This is a genomic window from Campylobacter sp. DY7 (assembly GCF_057802535.1).
The window spans coordinates 61,894-86,319 of record NZ_JBYJAU010000004.1 but is presented as its reverse complement, the minus strand read 5'-3'; the positions used below and the strand labels follow the sequence as shown (position 1 = coordinate 86,319).

At 28.4% G+C, this 24,426-nt stretch carries 30 protein-coding genes; 11 read left to right on the top strand and 19 right to left on the bottom strand.

The window, feature by feature from the left end; genetic code table 11:
- Positions 1-36 precede the first annotated feature (36 nt).
- The 8 genes from ychF to AC1B00_RS03860 are packed head-to-tail and all read right to left on the bottom strand — an operon-like array spanning position 37 to position 5,888.
- Positions 37-1,140 (bottom strand): redox-regulated ATPase YchF, encoded by a 1,104-nt coding sequence (gene ychF, locus AC1B00_RS03895; protein WP_336610894.1) that lies wholly within the window; start codon positions 1,138-1,140, stop codon positions 37-39.
- Positions 1,140-2,549 (bottom strand): leucyl aminopeptidase, encoded by a 1,410-nt coding sequence (locus AC1B00_RS03890; RefSeq protein WP_488848208.1) that lies wholly within the window; start codon positions 2,547-2,549, stop codon positions 1,140-1,142. Before AC1B00_RS03890 ends, ychF begins: the two co-directional genes overlap by 1 nt.
- On the bottom strand, positions 2,533-3,183 hold the full coding sequence (locus tag AC1B00_RS03885) for a DedA family protein (protein WP_336610896.1): 651 nt from the start codon (positions 3,181-3,183) through the stop codon (positions 2,533-2,535). The genes AC1B00_RS03890 and AC1B00_RS03885 overlap by 17 nt, the downstream gene beginning before the upstream one ends.
- Before the next feature lie 2 nt (positions 3,184-3,185).
- A complete protein-coding gene (gene apt / locus AC1B00_RS03880) occupies positions 3,186-3,719 on the bottom strand; it encodes an adenine phosphoribosyltransferase (RefSeq protein WP_488848207.1) in 534 nt (177 codons plus the stop codon).
- Positions 3,720-3,728: 9 nt separating this feature from the next.
- Positions 3,729-4,061 carry a hypothetical protein gene (locus tag AC1B00_RS03875; RefSeq protein WP_336610898.1) on the bottom strand — a complete coding sequence of 111 codons (333 nt, stop codon included), beginning with the start codon at positions 4,059-4,061 and terminating at the stop codon, positions 3,729-3,731.
- On the bottom strand, positions 4,062-4,487 hold the full coding sequence (locus AC1B00_RS03870; protein WP_239817242.1) for an RpiB/LacA/LacB family sugar-phosphate isomerase: 426 nt from the start codon (positions 4,485-4,487) through the stop codon (positions 4,062-4,064).
- 49 nt (positions 4,488-4,536) lie between these two features.
- Positions 4,537-4,974 carry an SsrA-binding protein SmpB gene (gene smpB, locus AC1B00_RS03865; protein WP_239817243.1) on the bottom strand — a complete coding sequence of 146 codons (438 nt, stop codon included), beginning with the start codon at positions 4,972-4,974 and terminating at the stop codon, positions 4,537-4,539.
- Between the two features lie 8 nt (positions 4,975-4,982).
- Positions 4,983-5,888, bottom strand: a complete 906-nt coding sequence (locus AC1B00_RS03860; protein WP_488848206.1) for a lipoprotein N-acyltransferase Lnb domain-containing protein — start codon at positions 5,886-5,888, stop codon at positions 4,983-4,985.
- A 49-nt stretch (positions 5,889-5,937) separates the two neighbouring features.
- On the opposite strand from AC1B00_RS03860, the gene AC1B00_RS03855 reads away from it, so the two are divergent.
- Positions 5,938-7,017 carry an Mrp/NBP35 family ATP-binding protein gene (locus tag AC1B00_RS03855; protein ID WP_488848205.1) on the top strand — a complete coding sequence of 360 codons (1,080 nt, stop codon included), beginning with the start codon at positions 5,938-5,940 and terminating at the stop codon, positions 7,015-7,017.
- A gap of 465 nt (positions 7,018-7,482) precedes the next feature.
- On the opposite strand, the gene AC1B00_RS03850 is transcribed toward AC1B00_RS03855, so the two are convergent.
- The 4 genes from AC1B00_RS03850 to AC1B00_RS03835 form a co-directional block, all read right to left on the bottom strand.
- Positions 7,483-7,911 (bottom strand): flagellar biosynthesis protein FlgN, encoded by a 429-nt coding sequence (locus AC1B00_RS03850; protein ID WP_239817246.1) that lies wholly within the window; start codon positions 7,909-7,911, stop codon positions 7,483-7,485.
- Positions 7,911-8,123, bottom strand: coding sequence for a flagellar biosynthesis anti-sigma factor FlgM (locus tag AC1B00_RS03845; RefSeq protein ID WP_488848203.1), 213 nt, complete (start codon positions 8,121-8,123; stop codon positions 7,911-7,913). Before AC1B00_RS03845 ends, AC1B00_RS03850 begins: the two co-directional genes overlap by 1 nt.
- A 55-nt stretch (positions 8,124-8,178) precedes the next feature.
- Positions 8,179-8,430, bottom strand: a complete 252-nt coding sequence (locus AC1B00_RS03840; protein WP_239818544.1) for a rod-binding protein — start codon at positions 8,428-8,430, stop codon at positions 8,179-8,181.
- Between the two features lie 149 nt (positions 8,431-8,579).
- Complete coding sequence (locus tag AC1B00_RS03835) at positions 8,580-9,614, bottom strand: flagellar basal body P-ring protein FlgI (protein WP_239817248.1); 1,035 nt, start codon at positions 9,612-9,614, stop codon at positions 8,580-8,582.
- 129 nt (positions 9,615-9,743) lie between these two features.
- Here AC1B00_RS03835 and AC1B00_RS03830 point away from each other — a divergent pair, with 129 nt between their 5' ends.
- The 10 genes from AC1B00_RS03830 (at position 9,744) to AC1B00_RS03785 (ending at position 18,090) form a co-directional block, all read left to right on the top strand.
- Positions 9,744-10,427: a F0F1 ATP synthase subunit A gene (locus tag AC1B00_RS03830; RefSeq protein WP_239817249.1), complete on the top strand. Its 684-nt coding sequence runs from the start codon at positions 9,744-9,746 to the stop codon at positions 10,425-10,427.
- Positions 10,427-11,845, top strand: coding sequence for an Asp-tRNA(Asn)/Glu-tRNA(Gln) amidotransferase subunit GatB (gene gatB / locus AC1B00_RS03825; protein WP_239817250.1), 1,419 nt, complete (start codon positions 10,427-10,429; stop codon positions 11,843-11,845). The genes AC1B00_RS03830 and gatB overlap by 1 nt, the downstream gene beginning before the upstream one ends.
- Positions 11,842-12,720, top strand: coding sequence for an NAD(P)H-dependent glycerol-3-phosphate dehydrogenase (locus AC1B00_RS03820; RefSeq protein ID WP_488848202.1), 879 nt, complete (start codon positions 11,842-11,844; stop codon positions 12,718-12,720). Before gatB ends, AC1B00_RS03820 begins: the two co-directional genes overlap by 4 nt.
- Positions 12,717-13,706: a glycoside hydrolase family 3 N-terminal domain-containing protein gene (locus AC1B00_RS03815; RefSeq protein WP_488848201.1), complete on the top strand. Its 990-nt coding sequence runs from the start codon at positions 12,717-12,719 to the stop codon at positions 13,704-13,706. The genes AC1B00_RS03820 and AC1B00_RS03815 overlap by 4 nt, the downstream gene beginning before the upstream one ends.
- Entirely contained in the window at positions 13,703-14,476 is a 774-nt protein-coding gene (locus AC1B00_RS03810; protein ID WP_488848199.1) for a TIGR02757 family protein, read from the top strand. The genes AC1B00_RS03815 and AC1B00_RS03810 overlap by 4 nt, the downstream gene beginning before the upstream one ends.
- A complete protein-coding gene (locus tag AC1B00_RS03805) occupies positions 14,463-15,221 on the top strand; it encodes a sulfite exporter TauE/SafE family protein (RefSeq protein ID WP_488848198.1) in 759 nt (252 codons plus the stop codon). The genes AC1B00_RS03810 and AC1B00_RS03805 overlap by 14 nt, the downstream gene beginning before the upstream one ends.
- 269 nt (positions 15,222-15,490) lie before the next feature.
- Positions 15,491-16,366, top strand: a complete 876-nt coding sequence (locus AC1B00_RS03800; RefSeq protein ID WP_239817275.1) for a permease — start codon at positions 15,491-15,493, stop codon at positions 16,364-16,366.
- Positions 16,367-16,375: 9 nt separating this feature from the next.
- Positions 16,376-16,774, top strand: a complete 399-nt coding sequence (locus AC1B00_RS03795; protein WP_239817276.1) for an arsenate reductase ArsC — start codon at positions 16,376-16,378, stop codon at positions 16,772-16,774.
- Entirely contained in the window at positions 16,764-17,786 is a 1,023-nt protein-coding gene (arsB, locus tag AC1B00_RS03790; RefSeq protein WP_239817277.1) for an ACR3 family arsenite efflux transporter, read from the top strand. The genes AC1B00_RS03795 and arsB overlap by 11 nt, the downstream gene beginning before the upstream one ends.
- Position 17,787: 1 nt before the next feature.
- Positions 17,788-18,090 carry an ArsR/SmtB family transcription factor gene (locus tag AC1B00_RS03785; RefSeq protein WP_488848197.1) on the top strand — a complete coding sequence of 101 codons (303 nt, stop codon included), beginning with the start codon at positions 17,788-17,790 and terminating at the stop codon, positions 18,088-18,090.
- A 329-nt stretch (positions 18,091-18,419) separates the two neighbouring features.
- Here AC1B00_RS03785 and AC1B00_RS03780 read toward each other — a convergent pair whose 3' ends face one another.
- The 7 genes from AC1B00_RS03780 to rnc form a co-directional block, all read right to left on the bottom strand.
- Entirely contained in the window at positions 18,420-19,271 is an 852-nt protein-coding gene (locus AC1B00_RS03780; RefSeq protein WP_239817279.1) for an SEL1-like repeat protein, read from the bottom strand.
- A 101-nt stretch (positions 19,272-19,372) separates the two neighbouring features.
- Positions 19,373-19,552 carry a heavy-metal-associated domain-containing protein gene (locus tag AC1B00_RS03775; protein ID WP_239817280.1) on the bottom strand — a complete coding sequence of 60 codons (180 nt, stop codon included), beginning with the start codon at positions 19,550-19,552 and terminating at the stop codon, positions 19,373-19,375.
- Positions 19,549-21,375, bottom strand: coding sequence for an RNA polymerase sigma factor RpoD (gene rpoD, locus AC1B00_RS03770; protein WP_239817281.1), 1,827 nt, complete (start codon positions 21,373-21,375; stop codon positions 19,549-19,551). The genes AC1B00_RS03775 and rpoD overlap by 4 nt, the downstream gene beginning before the upstream one ends.
- Before the next feature lie 109 nt (positions 21,376-21,484).
- Positions 21,485-22,264: a hypothetical protein gene (locus AC1B00_RS03765; protein ID WP_488848195.1), complete on the bottom strand. Its 780-nt coding sequence runs from the start codon at positions 22,262-22,264 to the stop codon at positions 21,485-21,487.
- Positions 22,265-22,289: 25 nt separating this feature from the next.
- On the bottom strand, positions 22,290-22,520 hold the full coding sequence (locus AC1B00_RS03760) for a tautomerase family protein (RefSeq protein ID WP_239817256.1): 231 nt from the start codon (positions 22,518-22,520) through the stop codon (positions 22,290-22,292).
- Complete coding sequence (gene aroC, locus AC1B00_RS03755) at positions 22,521-23,714, bottom strand: chorismate synthase (protein ID WP_488848193.1); 1,194 nt, start codon at positions 23,712-23,714, stop codon at positions 22,521-22,523.
- Positions 23,707-24,390 carry a ribonuclease III gene (gene rnc / locus AC1B00_RS03750; protein WP_239818545.1) on the bottom strand — a complete coding sequence of 228 codons (684 nt, stop codon included), beginning with the start codon at positions 24,388-24,390 and terminating at the stop codon, positions 23,707-23,709. The genes aroC and rnc overlap by 8 nt, the downstream gene beginning before the upstream one ends.
- Positions 24,391-24,426: the final 36 nt, after the last annotated feature.

The window sequence follows — 24,426 nt, the reverse complement described above, 5'->3', positions numbered from 1 at the left end:
ATTAGGAATTTAAAAAATGTTTAAAGCAAAATTGCCTTAAACATTAAATCTAAAATGCATAATATCGCCATCAATTACTTCGTAATCTTTACCTTCTAAGCGTAATTTTCCTGCTTCTTTAGCTTTAGCTTCGCCACCACAAGCTATAAAATCATCATAACTAATTACCTCAGCTTTAATAAAGCCTTTTTCAAAATCATTATGAATTACACTTGCAGCTTTTGGAGCTTTATAGCCTTTATGAATTGTCCAAGAGCGAACTTCTTGCACACCACAAGTAAAGTAAGATATTAAATTAAGCTTAGCAAAAGAAGTTCTAATAATAGCAGCTAGACCACTTTCGCTAACGCCTAATTCATTAAGAAATTCATTAGCTTCATTATCATCCATTCCAACCAAATCTTCTTCAAGCTTAGCACATAATTTCATAACACTATGATTTGATTTTGCTGCGTATTCACGCACTTTTTTAACATAGTCATTATCATCTAATAATTCATCTTCGCTTACATTAACACCATAAATTACTTCTTTTGCACTAAGCAATCTTAATTCTTTATTTAAGGTTAAAAACGCTTCGCTATCACGATTAGCATATTCACTAGCCATTTTTCCATCTTCAAGGTGCTTTAATAAATCTTGTGCTAATTCAAGGCATTCTTTAGCACCTTTAAGATTTGCTTTTGCTTCTTTTGCAAGTCTATCAAGCTTTTTATTAAGCTGTTCAATATCAGCTAAGATTAATTCAAGATTTATAATTTCAATATCTCTAATAGGATCAACCCCGCCTTCAACATGGGTAATATTCTCATCATCAAAACATCTTACTATATGTAAAATTAAATCAGTTTCACGAATATTTGCTAAGAATTTATTCCCTAGACCTTCGCCCTTACTAGCACCTTTTACAAGTCCTGCAATATCAACAAATTCTATCATTGAATGCATTATTCTTTGTGGATTTACTATTTTTGCAAGTTCATTTAAACGATGATCAGGAACTTCTACAACTGCTTTATTTGGCTCAATTGTGCAGAATGGATAGTTTGCTGCTTGAGCGTTTGCTGCTTTTGTTAAAGCGTTAAAAGTCGTGCTTTTACCAACGTTTGGAAGTCCAACAATACCTACACTAAGACCCATTATTTTCTCCTTGCCATTCTAAGTAAATTAATAATATTCATTCTAACTCCTGCTGCACTTGCACCATAACTATTCTCTCCCCAAGCTTTTTCTAAATAAGCAGGTCCAGCTATATCTAAATGCAACCATTTATCTTTATATTCTTTTCTAATAAACTCACCTAAGAACATTCCAGCACTAATAGCTCCACCATATCTTGAGCTACCTGTATTGCTAACATCTGCTATCTTGCTCTTAATTAATTCTTTAATATGTGGATTAAAATGAAGAACGCAAGTATATTCGCCACTTCTTTTTGAGTTTTCATAAAACTCATTTTGAAGCTCTTCATTATAGCCCATAATGCCACTTGTATATTCGCTAAGCCCTACTACACAAGCACCTGTTAAAGTAGCTAAATCTATCAATAAATCAGGTTTTAAATCTTGTGCAAAACTTAAGCAATCTGCTAAAACCAATCTTCCTTCAGCATCTGTGTTTCTTACTTCAATACTTACACCTTCTTTTGAAATTACTACATCATCAGGCATATATGATTTTTCGCTTATGCAATTTTGTGCTGCACCTAATATTCCATGAATTTCATAATCTAAATTAAGCAATTTTGCAGCTTTTAAAATACCTAAAACAGCAGCAGCTCCGCTCTTATCAGCTTTCATTGTTAGCATATAATCAGCTGGTTTAAGGCTTAGCCCACCTGTATCATATACAAGTCCTTTTCCTACATAAACAATTCTTTTTTTTGCATTTTTAGGTTTATATGCTAGATGAATTAGCTTTGCTGGATAAGCACTTGCACGATTTACTGCCAAAAACGCATTCATTCCTTCTTTTTGCATATAATCATCACTATAAATATTGCATTCTAAATCAAATTCTTTAGCAAGTTTTAAAGCGTCTTGCTCAAAGCTTAATTGATTGTATGTACTTGGAATTTCATTTACGATATTTTTTACATCTTCACAAGCGTTTGCTAAAACTTCAGCTAATCTAACGCCTTCTTTAATATCATCATTAGCATTTACTAAAAGACTAATAAGCTCAATTTTGCTATTTTTTGGCTCTTTTTGATATTTATTAAACTCATATAAAGCTGCTAAAACCCCATAAATAATCGCATAAGCACTATAAAACTCACAACCTATATTTAAGTATTCAATACTAAGGCTTTTTATATTTAAGTTTTTAATAGTTTTAATAGCACTTCCTACGCTAGCTATTAAACTTGCATAAGTTTGCTCTTCGCTAAGCCCTATATAAAGTGTTCTTTTGGCTAAATTACTAATACTTCCAACGCCTTTATAATCATTTATCTTAAAAAATTCATCATCATCAAATTTACTTAAATCTTTGTTTTGTATAAAACAAACTTTAAAATCAGTATTTGTATCATTAAATACTATTTGCATTTTTTTTACCTTTCTTACTTAATAATTTATTTTCTAAACTTTTAAACGCATATAAAATTAAGCATAAAAATCCAACTATTAAAATAGCTGCTAAATACCAATGGTTTTTAGCCCAATTTATAATAGCCCAAATTTGCTCTCCAAAAATATAAACCGTAAAAATAGTAATAGCCGCCCAAACTTGAGCTGAAATAAAATTAATAATTGCAAATTTCTTAGCACTATAATTAGTAAGCCCTATACTCATAGGAATAACGGTTCTAAAACCATACATATAGCGTTGAATAAATATTATAGGCCAGCCATATTTTTGAAGTAATATTTGAGCTACTGCGAATTTTCTTCTTTGAGTTTTTAGTTTTTTTCTAATATAATTTTTTGAATATCTTCCTATATAAAAATACACTTGATCTCCAACAAAACCACCACAACCTGCAATAAAAGTAATAAGCCCTATATGAATATGTTCTCCATGAGCTGCAAGACCTGCTAAGATTAATGCAGTTTCTCCTTCAAGCGTGCACCATAAAAATATAATAATACTAGCAAGAACGATTTTATCTCTAAATAAAGCCGTTAAAACCCCTTCAGGATCAGCAAAAAACGAAGAAAAAAATTCTAAAATCATATCCATAGCTAATCCTTTATAACACAATAAATATCATTGCAATATTCTTTAAGAGCCTTTAAGCCACCTATATTTATATCTATTAAAAAGCAACTTTTTATTTCACTTGCACCAGCTAATTTTAATAATTTCATACAGGCAATACTAGTGCCTCCAGTTGCTAATAAATCATCCATAAAAAGAACTTTTACATCTTTTTTGCCTAAAAATGCGTCCTTTTTCATCTCTACTTTATCGCTTCCATACTCTAAATCATATTCAACGCTAATTACATCTCCAGGAAGCTTATTTTTCTTTCTAATAGGAACAAAAGGAATATTTAAAACAGCACCTAAAGCAGCTGCAAATATAAAGCCACGACTTTCAGCTCCTACAATGAAATCAAAGCTTTCATTTTTATATTTTTCTTTTAAATGAGAAATTAGCATATTCCAACCATCATTATCTGCTAAAAGTGTAGTAATATCAGCAAAGATTATGCCTTCTTTTGGATAGTTTGCATATCTTTTAATCTTTTGATTTAATAATTTTTCTATTTCCATAGTTTTTCCTTATAGTAAGCTTTCAATTTTTGCTTCTAATTCTTTGATTTTTGCGTTTAATTTATTGTTTTCTAAACGATATTGAGAATTTCTTGTTCTTAAGCTTGTTAATTCGCTTTTTACCTTGTCTAATTCTTCGTTTAATACATCAATGTTTCCAAGTGATCGTTGGAGTTGGGTTTGTAGCTTTCTCATAACCACTTCAGTATCGTCAAAATTTGTCTTTAAAAACTCTTTTGAAGCTCTTTCTTTATTTAGCAAAGACCTATAATAATAAGTCATTACAATAAAATATATGCAAATACAAACTAAAGCAGTAATTACCATCCATATAAATAGCATTCAATTTCCTAGCTTACGCACTCTAATTTCATGCCTTCCACCTAGAAAAGGCGTATTAATAAAAGTAAGTATTAGCTCTTTTGCTAAGTCAAAATCAATAAATCTAGCTCCAAGTGAAATAACATTAGCATCATTATGTTCTCTTGCTAATTGTGCGTATTCTTTAGAGTGGCAAAGTGCTGCACGGATGTGCGAATGGCGATTTGCTGCTATGCTAATTCCTATTCCTGTGCCACAAATTATAACTCCGATTGAATTAGGATTATTCTTAAGCTCATTTGCTAACTTATTCGCATAATCAGGATAATCAACGCTCTCATCGCTATCGCAACCTAGATTTATACATTCATAATCTTTAGAAAAATAATCAATCAAATCAAACTTTAGTTTAGTTGCTGCATGGTCGTTTGCAAAATAAATTCTCATCGTTTCCCTTATAATATAAATGTTTTTTAGTTTAATATTTAAGAGTTAATTAATAATACTCTCTAGCTTCTCGCTTTAAATCTCTTTCTTTAATGCTTTGGCGTTTATCGTGAAGATTTTTACCTTTTGCTAAAGCTAGAGTTCCTTTTAAAATTCCACGCTTAAAATAGCAATTTAATATCACTAAAGTATAACCATCGGTGCTGATTTTACCTATTAATTTATCAATTTCTGCTCTTTTTAAAAGTAGTTTTCTAGCACGCCTATCTTCGTGCGAAAAATACTTATTATCAGTATTCATATGTCCTACATGTGAATCAAGTAGCCAAGCTTCGCCTTTAATAATTCTTACAAAAGAATCTTTTAAGTTTATTTTGCCGTGTCTAATAGCTACAACTTCACTACCTTGTAATACAAAGCCACATTCATAAGTATCTATAATGCTGTATTCAAATCTAGCTTTTTTATTTTCTGCAACGCTTTTCATTAATTTCCTTAAAATGAATATATAAGCCCGATTTTAGCGTAATTTTGATTAGCAATTAAGCTTAAGCGATAATTTTTATAATCATAATATGAATTAAAATTTATATGAGATTTATCAAAACTAAGCTTTATTCCAAAATTACTAAAATCCTTTACAAAGCCAAGAGCTAAACCATAATTATTAGCCCCAACAAACAAACCATTGTAAGAATATCCTAAGAAAAAATTAGCAAAAGTTCTAGCCTTTTTGTATCTAATTCCTAATTCAAATTCGTAGCTAAAATTATTAAATTCACTTATACTTATAGGAGAAAAATAGTTTTTATTAAAAGAAAATAAATTTAAACTATGAGATAATTTATCATTTAAACTTAGCAAAGTAATTAAAAAATTAGAACTATTAAAACCATCATACTCATAAAATAAAGCTGCTTTATAAAAATTAATTTTTTTATTAGTATTAAGCGAAACAAATCTTAAAGGAATTAAACTTTTTTTTAAACTAACATCATATTTTTTTGCATATTCACTTAAGGCTGATGAGCAATTTTTGCCTAAAAATGTATAAGTATCAAGAGTGTCGCTTTCATAAAATAAAGCCGATAAATTAGCTTCTTCGCTATCATTTAAATTTAGTGGATAGCACTCAACAGATCTTTTATCATCTTCATAAAACTTTACTAATTTGTCTTTAGGCAAAATTTGTAAAATTCCTTCTACACCAAAAAGCGCTAATAAATTATCTTTAACATTTAAATCGCTGTTTAAATTAAAACTAACAGCTTTATTATTATATGCTAAAAATAAATGCCCGAACATAGTATCAAGCCGCTTATAATCTTCGCTCACATAACAAACACTAATTTCACTAGCTTTTACAAAAATACTTAAAATCAATAAAAATACAAATCTCATCTTATTATTTTACTTTTTTTGTTAGCATAAAAGTAAAAAAGGAGAAATAATGCAAATAATTGAATTATTTAAAAATGTAAAATATCCTAATTTTCAAAAGGATATTGTAAGTTTTGGCTTTGTTAAAAAATGCGAATTAGCAGGCGATATTATTTTAATGGATATTGAAATTCCAGCTACTAGCATTGAAGTTGCAAACGCTATAAGAAACGAATGTGAAGCAATAGCAAGAAATAATAATTATAAACTAGAGCTTAAAATCATTCAACCAAAACTAGAAGAGCCAGAAATAAAAAGACCAAAAATCAAAAATCTAGCTCCACAAATTAAGCATTTTGTAATGATTAGTAGTGGAAAAGGCGGTGTTGGCAAAAGCACAACAACTCTAAATCTAGCACTAAGCTTAGCAAAATTAGGCAAAAAAGTTGGAGTATTAGATGCTGATATTTATGGACCTAATATGCCTAGAATGCTTGGAGCTGAAGATGAAAAACCAGTAGTAGTAGGCAATAAACTTCGCCCTATTAAAGCTTATGGAATTGAGCTTATGAGTATGGGAAATCTAATTGAAGCAGGACAAGGACTAATGTGGAGAGGGTCTATGGTTATGAAAGCGATTGAGCAATTATTAAGCGATGTTCTTTGGAGTGAGCTTGATGTGTTATTGCTTGATATGCCTCCTGGAACTGGTGATGCGCAAATTACTTTAGCTCAAAGCGTGCCTGTTAGTGCAGGAGTTTGCGTTAGCACTCCACAAGCTGTAAGCCTTGATGATAGCAGAAGAGCTATGGATATGTTTGCTAAATTAAACATACCTGTTGCAGGAATAGTTGAAAATATGAGTGGTTTTATATGTCCTAATTGCGAGATTGAGCATGAGATTTTTGGTAAAGGTGGAGCACTTAATTTAGCTCATGAATATGATTGCTCTATTTTAGGCTGTATTCCTATTGATTTATCTATTAGAAGTGGTGGAGATAGTGGCAAGCCTGTATCAATGTGCGAGCCAAACTCAGTTGTAGCTAAAAGATACGAAGAAGCTGCGTTTAAATTAATTGAGTTTTTAAACACTGCAAAGGCTGATAATTCTAGTATTCAACCAACTTCAAATACCCCAGCTTGTCATTAAACAAAATCCTAATTCAAATTCTTTTAGAATTTGAATTAGGAAATTAAAACTATCTTTGAAATTGTATTATTACAATAATATATTTATTAAAATATTAATCTTACAAATGTTTGAATAAAAATTGAATTTAAAACTCAATAATATTTTTAGCTTTTTAAAAATTTAAAAACCAAATTCCTAATTCAAATTCTCTTTATTTTTGATATATAAAAACCCAAATATTTTAATTTTTTATTTAATTCTAATATTTTGCTTTTACTTACTAAAAATAGATTATTTCAAATAGTTTTAAAGAATTTGGATTTAGAATTTGATTTTTTAAATTCGCGTAAAATTTTAAAAATAAACCTTATCTTTTAATCAAGATAAAAGCAATTAAAATAACAAGTAGTTAAATTAAGAAATTGATTTTAAATTCATGATATTTGTTTAAAGAATTTGAAATAGGAATTTGAAATTCCTATCTTATAAAGTTTGATTTAGAGTTGAAGTATTTTTGTATTCTTGCTTATAGCCATTTACTTCTATGCTGTCTTTTAACATTTCTTCTAGCATAGAATCATAAAATTCTTTTACTGATAATACATATCTTGCATATTCTTTATTTTTTGCTAATAAATAATTTAAATTAAATCTTAATTGCTGTAATAAATCATTAGTTTTTTCGCTTAAAACATCAGTTAAGTTGCCGTTATTTTTATTTGCTAAATCTAATAATGCCATATCCAAAGCTTTTTTTTCTTTTAAAAAAGCATTTAAAGCATCTAATTTTTCTTTATTTTGGCTATCTAATCTATCTTTTCTAGCTTCCCTTATATCTGCAATTCCTTGTTCTGTAAGCTTGATGATAGTTAGTAATAAATTATTTGCAGTGCTTAATCTTTTTTCTATCATCAGCTTAACTCATTTAAAATAGCGTTTGCAGTAGCCCTTAAATCTATTTTATAAGTTCCATTAGCAATTTGCTCTGCAATTGCAGCTGCTTTTGGACTAAGAGAGCTTTGTTTTACATCGCTTTTGTTATCAACATTCTCGCTTTTACTTAACTTAGGTTTTAAAATATCTTGACTTGAATAAGCCATAGATGAACTAACTGAGTTTAACATCTTTCAACCTTTTTTAATAATATTTTCTACTATATCGGACAAAGTTTAAAAATCTTTATAGTCTTTCTTTTAAAAAATTAAATAAAATTTCTGAAAAGCCAAGCCCCCCGCTTAAAGCCTTACTCATAGCATCATTATACATAGAGCCATAAATATCATCGGCTGCATCTTTGCCAAACAAAGGATTTTCAATCTTTAAGCTAATATCTAAAACATTTTTTATCATAAAAGCTTCAAAAGCATCGGTTTGCTCTCTTAATAATTTTTCATCAATATTTTGAGTCTTAAACTCTAAATTATTTGCTATATCAAAATGCTTTTTCTTCTCTAATTCATTTGTTTTTTTCTCTAAAATATTAGCAAAATCGCTTTTTTCATTCTCACTTAGTTTTATTAAAGTATTTGTATTAGGTAAAGTATTTTTATAAGTACTTTCATATATTTTTGACAAATCCATTATAAAATCTCCAATTCAGCATTAATAGCACCTGCTTGTTTTAGATTTTTAATAATAGTAATAACATCAGCAGGACTTGCTCCTAATTTATTTAAAGCTCTTGTAATGTTTGCAAGAGTTATTTTATCGTTTGCAATTCTTAAAATATTTGCACTCGTATCAATTACACTTCCATCTTTTAAATCAACTTCATTATCTTTTAACTCATAAGGTCTTTTTGGCTCAATTTTAATTGTAATATTTCCATGAGAAATCAAAACAGGGCTAACTTCAACATCAATTCCACTAATAATAGTTCCTGTTTTTTCATTTATTATAATTTTACTATTTGCATTCACTTCGCCTGCATCAAGACTTAAAACCTTAGCTATAAAATCAACTGCACTTTCTTCTTCAGGACGCTCTATTATTATTGTTTTACCATCGGTTGCTCTTGCAATATCTAAATCAAATGCTTTATTAATTGAGTTTTTAATCTTGCTAGCTAATGCAAAATCATTTTGTTTTAAGCTAAGAGTTATCATATTTTGATTACTAAAGTCAAAGCCAACTTCACGCTCAATACTAGCTCCATTAGTAATCTTTGCATTAGTCATACTAGCACCTTTTCCACTACTATCAATACTTAAAGCTCCTTGCGCTAAAGCATAAATATTGCCATCAACACCCTTTAAAGCACTCAGTAAAAGTGTGCCACCTTTAAGACTTTTCGCATCTCCTAAAGAAGCCACATTCACATCTATTTTATCCCCTGCTTTAGCAAATGCAGGTAACTTTGCACTTATCATAACTGCTGCTGTGTTTTTACTTTTGATATCATCAGGACTTATTTTTATATTCATTGAACCTAGCATATTAGCAATTGATTGAATGGTAAATTCACTACTAGAACCATCTCCGCTACCATTAAGACCTACAACTAGACCATATCCTATTAATTCATTATCTCTTACCCCAACAATATTTGCAACATCTTTTATAGAAGTTGAAAAAAGATAGCCACAAAACACAAAAATAAAAACTATAAAACGCATAAATTTTCCTTATTATAAATATGTTTAATAAAGCAAATCATATTCCATATTTTTTACAAAAACATTAACCAATTACTAAAGGAGCTTTTGTAAAATCAAGGAATTACTTTCAATTTTTAAGGATAATAAATGCACGATAGTTTATTTTTGTTTAGCGAATTTATTACTGATGATATTAAAATGGCTTATTTAATTCATCTAGTTTTAGTTCTTGCAATAATTTTAGTTCTAGCAAAAGCTGCCACTTCTAAAATGCAATTAGTTCCAAAAGGTGTTCAAAATATCATGGAAATGTTCTTAGAAGGCGTATTAAATATGGGTAAAGATACAATAGGTTCAAAAGAAGCTTCTTTAAAATATGTTCCTTTAATTGCTACTTTAGGTCTTGTTGTTTTTGTTAGCAATATGATAGGAATTATCCCAGGTTTTGAGGCTCCAAGTGCTAGTTTAAATTTAACACTTCCTTTAGCTGTTATTGTATTTTTTTACTATCATTATGAAGGTATAAAAACTCAAGGAGTTTGTAAATATTTTAAACATTTCTTAGGGCCTGTTAAACTTATTTCTCCACTTATGTTTGTTGTAGAAGTGATTTCACACTTTTCTCGTATTGTTTCATTATCATTCCGTTTATTTGGAAATATAAAAGGTGATGATTTATTCTTAGGAGTTATCTTAACTCTAGTTCCATTCGTTGCACCACTTCCACCATATTTTCTATTAACCTTTATGGCTTGCTTACAAACATTCGTATTTATGATACTTACTTATGTATATATTGCAGGTGCTATTGCACTTGATGAGGAGCATTAATGGAATTTGAAGTAGTAATCGGTCTTGAAGTTCATACACAACTAAACACAAAAACTAAAATCTTTTGCTCATGCGCAACAAGTTTTGGAGAAGTTGCTAACACTAATGTTTGCCCTGTATGTTTAGCTTTACCAGGTGCTTTACCGGTATTAAATAAAGAAGCTTTACAAAAGGCAATATATTTTGGTAAAGCTATCAATGCAAAAATAAATGAAGTAAGTATTTTTAATAGAAAAAATTATTTTTATCCTGACTTACCTAAAGCTTATCAAATATCTCAATTTGATGTAGCAATTGTAGAAGGTGGAAAACTTGAAATTGAAGGCGATTTTGGTAAAAAAACAATAGGAATTACAAGAGCGCACTTAGAAGAAGATGCAGGTAAAAATATTCACGAAAATGATAATTCTTTAGTAGATTTAAATCGTGCAGGAACTCCGCTTTTAGAAATAGTAAGCGAACCAGAAATCAGAAGTGCAGATGAAGCAGTTGCATATCTTAAAAAACTTCATTCTATTATAAGATTTTTAGATATTAGCGATGCAAATATGCAAGAAGGTTCATTTAGATGTGATGTAAATATCTCAATTCGCCCTAAAGGTGATGAGAAATTTTATACAAGAGTAGAAATTAAAAACCTAAATAGTTTTAGATTTATTCAAAAAGCTATTGAATACGAAAAAGAAAGACAAATAGCAGCTTGGATGGATGGTAAATACGAAAGCGAAATAGTTCAAGAAACAAGATTGTTTGATACAACAAGACTTGTAACAAAATCTATGAGAAGTAAAGAAGAAGCAGCTGAATATAGATATTTTGCTGACCCTGATTTATTACCTGTATTAGCTACTAAAGAGATGATTGATGTAAAAATTCCAGAATTAGCAGATGAAAAAATAGCTCGTTATATGAGTGAATACGGAATAAAAGAAGATGATGCAAAGGTTTTAGTAAGTTCTCTTGAAATGGCTAAATTCTTTGAATATTTAATAGAAAGTGGTTGCTCGGCTAAACTTAGCACCACATGGCTTAGTGTAGAACTTATGGGACTTTTAAAAGGTGAATTAAATATCACAAACTCTCCTGTAAGTAAAGAAAAATTAGCAGATTTAATCAAGGCAATTGATAGCGGAGAAATTTCAAATAAAGCAGGAAAAGATGTTTTAGCATATTTATTTGAAAATGATATTAGCGTAAGTGAATGTATTGAAAAACTTGGCTTAAAACAAGTTAGTGATGATGGTGCAATAAATGCAATCATTGATGAAATTCTAGCTAAAAACACAGATAAAGTAGAAGAATATAAATCAGGTAAAGATAAATTATTTGGTTTCTTTGTAGGTCAAGTAATGAAAGAAGGAAAAGGTGCCTTTAATCCTGCAAAAGTAAATGAGCTTTTAAAGGCTAAGCTTGGATGATTAGCGTAATAGGCTCAGGTAAGTGGGGTAGCGCAATAGCTCATGCTATCTCACTTAATAATAAAGTAAATATTTGTCCTTTTAATAAAAAAGATGGAGATTATATAAGTATAGATGAAGCTAAAAAAAGCGAATATTTAGTATTTGCTTTGAGCGCTCAAGGAACTTATGATTATCTTAAGACTAATTTCGCAAATATAAATAACAATAAAGTTTTAATCGCATCAAAAGGTATTTATGAAGATATGTTCTTGCATGATATATTTTCAAAATTTTTTCATAAAGAAAATATATGTGTTTTAACAGGTCCATCATTTGCAGCCGAAGTGAGCAAAAATTTACCAACGGCTTTAGTAATTAGTGGAATTAATGAGAATTTGAATCAGGAATTTGCAGCCTTTTTTCCAAACTTTATTAAAACATACACAGATACTGATGTAATCGGTGCAGAGATTTGTGGTGCTTATAAAAATATAATAGCAATTGCAAGTGGGATTTGTGATGGATTAGAACTAGGCAATAATGCAAGAGCTGCTTTAATATCTCGTGGTCTTATTGAAATTACTAGATTTGGTAAATTTTTTGGAGCAAGAGATAATACATTTTTAGGACTTAGTGGGGCTGGGGATTTATTTTTAACTGCAAGCTCAACACTTTCTAGAAATTATAGAGTTGGTTTAATGCTTGCAAAAGGGTATTCAAAAGAGCAAATATATAAGGAGTTACAAGAAGTTGCCGAAGGAATTGCCACTACAAAATCAGTGTGTAAAATCGCTAAAACTAATAATATTTATTGCCCTATTGCAAATGAAATATCATTAATTTTAGATGGAAAAGATGTAAAAATAAGCTTACAAGATTTACTTAAAAGATGAAAAAGTTATTAATATTAATATTTGCAATAAGCATAGGCTATTCTTCAAATTTATCAAACATAAGTACACAAAGACTAGCAGGGCAAATGATTATGATAGGCTTTAATGGAAAAGACATTAAAGAATACACAATAAGAAAGCTAGGTCAAGAAGCAAGCTTAGGAAAATTAGGCGGTATTGTATTTAGAGCAAATAATTTTACCGATACAGAACAAGCAAAAAAACTAATAAAAAGATTTAAAAATATAGCGATAGTAAATCCATTATTTTTAGCAATTGATTATAAAGATTTAGATAAAAATTATGATTTTATGTATTTTAAAGAGCCTGATTTTATAAATCAAACACTTAATATAAACGATGCAAGACTTAGCTACTTAAAAACAGCACTAAACCTAAAAGAACTAGGGTTAAACCTAAATCTAAGCCTTGGAGTAAATACTCAAATTACAAATAATTTATTAGATAAGCTTAGTATTTATGCAAGAGAATATTCAGACGCATTTAGACAAAGCAATATTTTAGTATCAGCAAAAACATTTCCTGGCGATATGAATTACTTAGAAAAAGAAGTAAAAGACTATAAAATAAGCTTTTTGAAGCCATTTTATGATTTTTCACAAACAAATAAAGTAGATATGATCATGATCTCAAATAAAATTTATCCTATGCTAGATACAAATCCAGCAGTAATGTCAAAAAAAATCATAAATATTTTAAAAAATGATTTAGCTTATAAAGGCGTTATTATAAGTGATGATATTTTAGGTGGAGATTTAGATAATATTGACTTTAGTGAAAGAATAATAAATAGTATAAATGCAGGTGTTGATATATTGTATTTTGGATTATCAAAAATCAAATACGGAGATACAGCAAGCTATGTAGTAGATATAATCACAAAAGCTGTAAATGATGGTAAAATCACTAGAAAAAGGCTTGAAGAATCGTATTTAAAAATAACTAGCCTAAAAGAAAAATTATGATAAAACAATTATTAGATGAAGCAGCAAGTGTTAAAAATACTTTAGATAACCTTTATTCTCATCCTGACCCATTACAAGTTGTTTATGATAATATAAATCATAAAGATATAGAATTTATTGCACTTATTTGTGCTTTATTTGCTTATGGAAATGCAGGAGCTATTGTTAAATTTTTAAAAAAACTTGATTTTTCACTACTTGATAAAAGTGATAATGAAATTAAAGAACTTAATAATTTATATAGATTTCAAAACTCACAAGATGTAGCACAGATTTTTATAAGTTTAAAAAGGTTTAAAGAAAAAACAAGCATAAAAGACTTTAGCCATAAAATATACAAATCTAGCAAAGAAAATAAATTACTAAATGTAATTTATGCCTTTATTAATGAAATTTATTCTTTAAATGATTATAGAAGTGCTGGTTATGAGTTTTTCTTTAGCAAGGTAAATAAAACAAGTGCTTATAAAAGATATTGCATGTATTATCGTTGGATGGTAAGAAATGATAATTTAGATTTAGGTTTATTTAATGAGATAAACCCAGCTGATTTATTAATGCCACTTGATACACATACACATAAAATGGGCTTAAAATTAGGGCTAATTACAAGAAAACAAGCCGATCAAAAATGTATGCTTGAGCTAAGCAAGGCTTTAAGAGAATTTTGTCCGAATGATCCTTTAAAATACGATTTTGCACTTTATAGAATATCACAAACTAATGATGAAAAAGCCTTAAACGAGCTTATTAAAAATGCCATATCTTAGCCTAATTCAAGAAATAATCGTATTAATCTCAGCTACTTTTGCAGGATTTATTGACGCTATTTGCGGTGGTGGCGGTCTTATTATAATTCCCATGCTAATAGCCTTTGGATTAGGAGAGCAACTTGCAATAAGCACGCATAAATTTCAAGCAATGTTTGCAATGCTTTGTTCTTTTTCTACGCTTTTTAAATATATTGAGTTTAAAAAGCTATTTTTAGGCATAATTTTTAGCCTAATAGGTGGAATAATTGGTGCTAGAGTTTTAATCATAATAAATCCTGAACCATTAAAACCGATTATTTTATTTACACTTTTAGCCATATTTATCTATTCTATATTTAATTCAAAACTAGGCTCAATTAAAGCAAAACAAATAATGAGCGAAAAATTATTTTATCCATTATTTGGCTTATTAATAGGCTTTTATGATGGCTTTTTAGGGCCTGCTACGGGTTCGTTTTGGATATTTGCTAGCATTAGTCTAATAGGACAAGATATAAAACAAGCTAGTATTAATGCAAAAGCTTTATGTATGGCAAGCGGAATGATTTCTCTTCTTGTATTTATAATAGATTTTAATATTTATTATTCGCTTGGCTTTAAAATGGCTGCTTGTGGGATATTTGGAGCATTTTTAGGAGCTAAGTTTGTTCTAAAATATAAAAGCACATCAATTAAAAAAATCTTTTTAACAATAGTATTTTTAACCCTTTCTAAGCTAAGTTATGAATATTTTATGAATTAAATGCTTAACAATTTTTAAAACTTACACGAATTATCAAACCAAATTCCTATTTTAAATTCTTCTGCCCTACCCTTTAAAAACAAAGGAATTTGAAATAGGAATTAGACTTTTGTTTAAGCTAAAATTAGATTTTATAATTCACAGGTATTAAAACATTTTAAATCTAATACCTAATTCGTAATTCTTTGATTATTCTAAATATCAAGTTATCTTGATATTTAGAATTTTATAATATATTTTCAAAATTAAATTATTTTAAAGGATTTTTTATGGAATTTACAAGCGAAAAATTACTCTCATTTTTTTATGAGTTTTTGTTTTTAACTGCTGAAATAAGCTTTTTATTTATTTTTATCAATATGATTATGTTTTATATTAATTCAAGGTATAGCTTTAATAAATATTTAAAAAATAATGTTTTTTCATATTTTATAGCAATATTTTTAGGCTCAATTACTACTTTTTGTTCTTGTTCAACTATACCTGTTTTTAATTCTTTAATTAAAAACAATATTAATCACGGAGTAGCTAGTGCTTTTTTACTAACTTCGCCATTAATTAATCCTATGCTAATTACTATGCTACTTAGTGCATTTGGTTTTAGCATAACTTTTTATTACATTATTTATATAGTTATATTTGTATTTATTATAAGCTATTTAATAGGTTTAATACCTGCAAGATTGCTATTAAAAGATATTATAACTAAAGAATTTCAGTTCAATCAAAATGTCAAGCTTAATTTATATGAATGTCTATACAAATCTTTAAAATCATATAAGGATATTTTTTATTATGTATTATTTGGTATGTTAATAGGTGCTTTTTTGCATAATTTTATGCCTGTTGAGTTTATTAAAGATTATTTATCTAGTTTTGGAATTTATGGTATATTTTTAGCTAGTTTTGTTGGTTTATTACTTTATATACAAACTTGCTTGATTATTCCACTAGGAGTAACTTTAATAAATGTTGGGTTTCCTATCGGTATATTTTTTAGCTTTTTGATTGCTGGTGGCGGCTGCTCTTTACCAGAACTTATACTCTTAAAATCAATGTTTAAAACTCGCATGATGATTATATTTATACTTAGTGTTCTTGCTATGGCAAATGTTTTTGGGATATTGCTTTATTTATTTTACTAAGGAATTTTTATGAAAGTAGCTTTTATTTGCGTGCATAATTCTTGCAGAAGCCAAATCGCTGAAGCTTTAGCAAAATCAAAAGGCTTAAAAGGAATTGAGTTTTATTCAGCAGGAACATCTTTAAAGCCTATTAATCCTAAGGCTATTAAATATCTAAAAAGCGAGTTTGATATAGATATAAGCAAAGAAAAATCAAAGCTAATTGATAGCCTTACTGATATTGATTATGTGATAACTATGGGGTGTAATGTAAAATGCCCTAGCTTAAAGCATAATATCGCAAGGCTTGATTTTGGAGTAGCTGACCCTAGTGAATATGATGAAAAAGAATTTATTAAAACAATTTATGAAATAGACAAAAAAATCAATGAATTTTTAAAAAACATAGGAGTTTTAGATGAAAAATGATATTAGTTTTTTTGAAAAAAACTTAAGTTTTTGGGTGATTATATGTATGATAATTGGCACTTTGCTTGGCTATCTTATGCCTAATTTTGCTAATGTTTTAAAATCATTAGAATACGCAAATATATCTTTTATAATGCTAATTTTGCTTTGGGTTATGATAATACCTATGTTTTTAAAAATTGATTTTACAAGTCTAAAACATAGCCTTCAAAATCCAAAAGGTTTATATTTAACTTGGTTTATAAATTGGCTTTTTAAACCATTTTTGATGTATTTAGTAGCGATTTTATTTTTTAAGTATATTTATAATTTTGAAAATTATTATGAATTTTTAGCTGGTGCTGTCTTGCTTGGGGTTGCACCTTGCACCGCTATGGTATTTGTATGGGCTAAGCTAACTCGTGCAAATGCTAATTATACTTTGATACAAGTTGCTAGTAATGATTTGATAATTTTGTTTGCCTTTGTGCCTATATCTTCATTTTTACTTAATAGGAGTGATATTAGCATTTCATTTACAACGCTAATTTTATCTACAATTTTATATGTATTTTTACCACTTTTTATAAGCGTTTTTATAAGGCATAAAGTAATTAAGAAAAAAGGTTTAGAGTATTACGAAAAATCATTTTTGCCTAGTTTTGATAGATTTACAATGCTTGGGCTTTTGCTAACTTTGATAACTATTTTTATTTTTCAAGGGCAAAATATCATAAATAATCCTATTTTGATAGTTCTTATTTCAATAGTTTTAATCATTCAAACTTTTATTGTTTTTTTAGTAGGATTTTATTTATCACTAAAGTTAAAACTACCATTTGAAATAGCTTCAGCAAGTATTTTAATAGGTGCTTCAAATTTCTTTGAACTTGCTGTTGGAGTTAGCATTGCTTTGTTTGGACTTGGCTCTTTTGCTACCTTAGTTTGTGTTGTTGGCGTGCTTGTTGAAGTGCCATTAATGTTGTTTTTGGTAAAAATTGTTAATATAAATAAAAATAGATTTAAGGACTAAGATGAAAGATTTGTTAAATTACACAGCGGCGATAAACGATGAAACAAGACTTAAAATAATAGCTTTTTTAGACATTCATAAAAAGCTTTGCGTTTGTGAGATATGTGAGAGTTTTGATATGATACAATCTCGTATTTCAAGGCATTTAAAGATTTTAAAAGATGCGGAATTATTAATTGCAAGTAGAGATGGTGCTTTTGTTTTTTACGAGATAAATTATGATAATTTTCATACAAAACTAACATTAGAATTATTAAAAAATAAAAACATTAAGCTACCTATGTTAAAGAAAATTGAGTGCTAAAACAAAAAGAATTTGAATTAGGAATTTAAAACTAAAAATATTAAAATATCTTTGTTTTTCAAGGATATTTATAGGTATTTTTAGTATATGATTTTTTAAGGCTTTTTGCTAATTTATTTTATTATTATTACTTGCTTTTATTTTGAATAAATCTTCAAATAAATTTAAATAAAATTATTTTAGCTATTTGTAAGTTTTTTGCCTAAAGTAAAGTTTATTAATTTTAGCTAATTTAATCTGCGTTTTAATTCCTAGTTTATAAGAAATAAAAATTATAAGAATTTGAAATAGGAATTTGAATTATAAATCATAATTCAAATTCTTAGGTTTTATTTTTTAATTATTACTTCATATTTATTTTTTTCTTTTTCTTCTTTTAGTGCGTCTGCAACTTTTTTAGTTCCTAAACAAGCATAGCTATCGCCTAATTCGCAACCTTTTTTATAATATTTTAAAGCCAAATCATAGCTAAACTCAGCCCCATTCCCACTAAAATGCATATCTCCTAACTTCGTGCAAGATTTTGCTAAAGGAGAATATTTTCTATCACAACCTTTTAAAAGGCATCTTTTAGCTTCTTTGCCATTTCCTACTTTTAAATACTCTATCGCATACATATAAGCTTTATCTTTATCAGCTCCCATAGGGCAAGTTGATGGGAGCATATATCTTTTGCCATTTCTAACATAATAAGTATTATATGGGTCATAAGTGTTTTTTGAGCTTATATCGTTTGGATTATAAGAGTTTTGATTATTAGTATTTGCTTGATTTTGATAATAATTATTTACGATATTTTCTATTCTTTGCTTTGCATTTTTTGTAGCATTTACTTTATTGCAAGCCACTGAACCTTTGCAAGCTTTATTATAATATAAAAGCGCTTTGTCAAGATCGGTATTAACACCATCTCCCATATAGTATTTATCGCCTAATTCTTCACAAACTTTATAATTTTTATTATTGCAATCTTTCTCAAGGCTTGCTAAATTGTTTTGATTATTTGTAAAAAAATCTTGATTATTCATAAGAAAATTATGAATTTTGCTTAATTTATCACAAGAAGCACCATTTCCACTTGCACACTCTACTTGATATTGTTTTATAATTTTCGCAATAGCTTCTCCTTCATTTGCCATTACAAAAACACCAAATAAGCTTAATAAAAATAATTTTTTCATAATATCTCCTTATTTTTTAAATAAAAATTAAATATTATAAAAATATTATAAATATTTATTAAATAGCTTTTTATAAGCAAGCGCTTATAAAAAGCCTAATTTTAATCTAATTTCTTTCCTAGTTTAAAGCCTAAATCTTCTAAGATTTCTCTTAATTCATCTTCATCATGATCGGTTATGATTGTTTTTAAATCATCACTAAAGCTAACATTGTCTAATTCATTTTTAATTTTATTTACACAATGAGAGCAATTTACATTAAATATTTCATATTTACTCATGTGCTAGCTCCTTTTAATTGTTTTCCGTATTTAGGGAATTTTAATTTCTTAATCGCTGTGCTTTCAATCTGTCTTACACGCTCACGAGTAATTTTAAGTTCTGTTCCTATTTCTTCAAGCGTTCTATCACTTTCGTCTTCTGTTAAGCCAAAGCGTAATTTAATAACGGTTTTCTCACGCTCGTTTAATTGCTCTAAAACTCCGTTAATTTGCTCTTTTAAATCTTCTTTTAAGATATGCTCAAGTGGGCTAATGCTACTTCTATCTTCTACGCTATCGCCAAATCTTCCATCATCATCACTTCCAACAGGAGCATCAAGGCTAACAGGCTCTTTTGCAATCTTCATAACTTGCTTAACCTTATCTTCACTCATTCCGATTTCTTTAGCAATTTCATCTATTGTTGGCTCTTTTCCACATTCTTGAACACGCTTTTTGCTAAATTTATTAATCTTATTAATAGTATCAATCATATGTATTGGAATTCTAATAGTTCTAGCCTGATCAGCTACTGCACGGCTAATTGCTTGTCTAATCCACCAAGTTGCATAGGTTGAGAATTTATATCCACGCTTGTATTCAAACTTATCAACAGCCTTCATAAGACCGATATTTCCTTCTTGAATAAGATCTAAGAATGCTAAACCACGATTAGTATAGCGTTTTGCAATACTTACAACCAATCTTAAGTTTGATCTTGCCATTTTACCTTTTGCAGTATCGCTAATATTTTTACCACGCTTAATTTGCTCTAAAATCTCTTTTAATCTTTCTTTATCCATATCAAAGCAATTTTCGCTAGCTTCCTTTGTCTGGAATAATTTCTTAATTTCCATATATGTGCTTACCATTGTATTTTCAAGTGCAAGTTCAGCGATTTCTTCTTTGCTTAGATTTGTGATATTATCTAAGATTTTTTTATGTCTTTCTTTTAGTTCATCGCTAAACATAGGCAAGCGGTATTCTAAGCGTTTTAATTCTTTATCAAAATCTACATCGCTTTTTAAAACAGTTTCCATAGATTTTACAATTTCATTAATTAGCTTAGAAGTTGGTCCTAGTGCTAATAATTTTTCTTTTAAAATATTTTTCTTAAACGCAATATTTATATGATTTTGTAATTCATCTTTGCTAAGTTGTTCTTTATGTGAGCTTTTTAGCCATTCTTTTTTAGCTTTTTCTAAAGCTTTAAAGCTTTCTATTACTTTGATTGCTCTTTTATCTTCTTTTAAAGATTTTGCTGGCTTTCTTTCTTCATCGCCATCTTCAAGCTCATCTTCTTCTAATTCTTCTTCGTTTTCTTCTTCGTCATTATCAAAGTTTTTAAATAGCTCTTTTACACGACGCTCACGATTAATTAAAGCATCTTTATAATCAAGTATGAAATCAATCAAATAAGGAACGCTACAAAAAGCATCAATGATTATATCTTCTCCTAGCTCAATTCTTTTACTAATTTCTACTTCTTCTTCTTTGCTTAATAAATCAATTTGACCCATTTCACGAAGATACATTCTAACAGGGCTTTCACTTCTACTGATTTCGCTTAAATCATAATCCTTGCTTAAATCACCCTCAAGCTCGTTTTCTCTTAATAATTCTCTTTGCTTTGCTCGCTCTTTTGCTTCTTTTAGATTTCTCATTTTAGCAATTTCTGCTGAGCTTAGAAGATTTACATTATATTCTTTTACTAGATTTTTAATAGTTTTTATATTTGCTGCTGTTGGAGCTTTTTTAAATAACTTAACTATCATTTCATAGGTTAAATAATCATCTGTATTGTCCTTAAACAAAACCTCTAATTCTTTATCTAAATCTGCCATTTTTGCTCCTTTTTGAAAAAACTTACATTATACAAAAAATTAATAAATTAAGGATTATTTAAAAAAGAATTTGAATTCGGAATTTCAAATCAAATTCCTATTTTAAATTCTATAAATTATATCTATATTTACAACCAAAGAAATCAAAACAAGGCTCTTCTAAATAAGCTCTATTTACATTACCACAATTATCAATCTCAAGTTTATCAGTGAATTTATAAGCTAAACTACTATCTGTTTTTGTATATAAATACTCTAAATATCCATTATTTATCTTAAATCCTTCATAAAAAAACACAATATCATACCTATAAGGAGTAGATAAAAACAATGGTCTTTCTAATAGTTTTTCTAAATAATTTTTAGTATTTAATTTATGTTGATTTAATTTTTCTAATTTGTATAATTTTAAATCATCAAAACTCTTAACCTCATCAAGGGTATAAAAATAAACCCTATCTTTTTCATATTTATTAGCTATATTTTTATAATAAATTTTTGTTTTATGTATTAAATCATTAATTCCTCTTCTTAAAAGCTCATCTTTACTTAAAATCTCATTATCTTTTACACAATATCCAAGCAAATCTTTTTCATAACTACTCTTTAAAACATAACTAAAATCATTAAAACTAGAATAATCAACGATAGTTCTAACAAAAAGCGCTTCAAAACTAATGATTACAATACTAATGAGTAAAAATTTTTTAAAGCTAATTTTTCTAATTATTTTAATAATTAATAAAATTAAAATCGTAAAAATCGCTAAAGATATTAAAGGATAAGCAGCATCAAAAAGCTTAAAAGCCCTCCATACAAAATAAAAAAATTCTAAAAAAACACCGATAAAAATAAAAAATCCAAATAGTAAAGAAAGTAAAATTTGCATAGAAATTCCCCTAAAATAGGGAATTTTATCTATCTTCTAATTTGTAATTATTCACAAAATCAGCATTATTGATATTTTCAACGCTTCTTCCACCAAAACCTATGTGAGATTGTGGGATTTCTTCTAGCATTATTACTATTCTTTCACGCTTTTTGCCTAATTTTGTTTCAAAATATTCGGTTAAATCTTTTATGATTTCTTCGCATTTTTCTTTATTTGGCATTGGTGCTGCTAGTTTTATATTAATTACTGGCATTTATTCTCCTTTGTAGATTTTTTTAAGGTTGCTTATTTTAGCACACGAATTTAACATTAAAAAATCAGCTATTATAAAGCTTAACATTGATTTTAAAACAACAGCCCCACGCACTCCAACGCAAGGATCATGTCTTCCATGAATGCTATCTTTAATAAGTTTTAAATCTTTATTTAGCATAGTTTGTTCTTTAAAAATTGAAGGAGTTGGCTTAAAATGAGCCTTGATATAAATATTTTCTCCTGTACTAATCCCACCAACAACTCCGCCGCTAAAATTATGTCTAGTATGTAAAAATAAAGGCTTGTTTATATTAGCCTTTGCTTCTTTAAATGATACAAAATTACTTGATTTTTTCACTATATTACTTGTAGTGTTTGTGTGATTTTCGCTATTGCTAACACCTAAAATCTCATCATTTGCAAAAGAGCCATTCATTGAGCTTAGCTTTCTTCCTGCTCCAATTTCAACACATTTTACAGCATTAAGCCCCATAAATGCACTTGCAATTCTAGCATCTAGCTTATCATAAAGCCCATTTCCAAGCCCTGCCATTACGCCAAATGCAGCAACACTTACACTAGCACCTACGCTATCATTATTATTTTTTGCTTTTATGATTTCATCTTTAAATAATTCTTTTATTAAATCATCACCTAAGGCGTTAAAGTCTTTAGCTAAAGCGTTTTTATAATCATTTTCGCTAAATTTAAACTCATCTAAACTAACTCCACCAACCCCACAAATACTTGCATAAGTTCTTATATTAAATTCTTTTAGTATTAAATCTGCAAAACTTCCTGCAATAACCCTTGCAAGGCTTTCTCTAGCACTACTTCTACCACCACCACGATAATCAAAATGCTCGTATTTTGCATAATAGCTAAAATCAGCATGAGCAGGGCGTAAATGCTCTTTATAATCTTTACTTCTAGTGTTGTTATTTTCTACAAGTACACAAATTGGAGCACCTGTGCTAATATCATTAAATACTCCGCTAATTATATTTATCTCATCGACTTCTTTTCTAGGAGTGCTAAATGCTCCGCCACCTTGTCTTAGCTTTAGTTGTGAGTTTATATAATCAATATCAATCTTAATTCCTGCTGGATAATTATCTATTACAACGCCTATTGCTTTTCCGTGACTTTCTCCAAAGCTACTAAATTTTAAAAAACTTCCAAAACTATTCATCTTCTAATCTTTCTAGTGCTAATTTTGCAGCACTTTGCTCTGCTTCTTTTTTGCTATTTCCTATGGCTTTTGTAAATAATTCATCATTTAAGAAAAGTCCTATTTCAAATTCTTTTTTATGGTCAGGTCCTTTTGTGCTAAGGATTTTATATTCTGGTGTTTGTGCCATTATTGCTTGAGTTTTTTCTTGAAGCTTTGTTTTATAATCTTTTATAAGTTCTATATCAATCTTAGGAAAAACTTCATTTAAAATCTTTTCGCCAACTTCTCTTGCTTTTTCATAACCACTTTCTAAGTAAATTGCACCAATTATTGCTTCGTAAGCATCTGAAAGTAAGCTTGGCTTTGCTCTTCCGCCGTTATTTTCTTCTGAAGTTGATAATTGTAAAAAATCTCCTATATTTAGGTATTTTGCAATTTTTGCAAATGATTTTTCATTTACAAGCGCAGCTCTTAATTTGCTCAAATCCCCTTCACTAAAATGTCCGAAATCTTTAAATAAAATATTTGCCACTATTAAATCAAGCACCGCATCACCCAAAAACTCAAGCCTTTCATTATGAGTTTTACCAAAACTTTTATGTGTTAGTGCTTGATTTAATAAAGCTTCGTTTTTAAATTTATAATTTAATTTATCTTCTATCTCTTTGTATTTTGAATGTTTTTTTTCTACTATTACGCCTTTTTCATACTCAAGTGCTTTTGTCCTTGC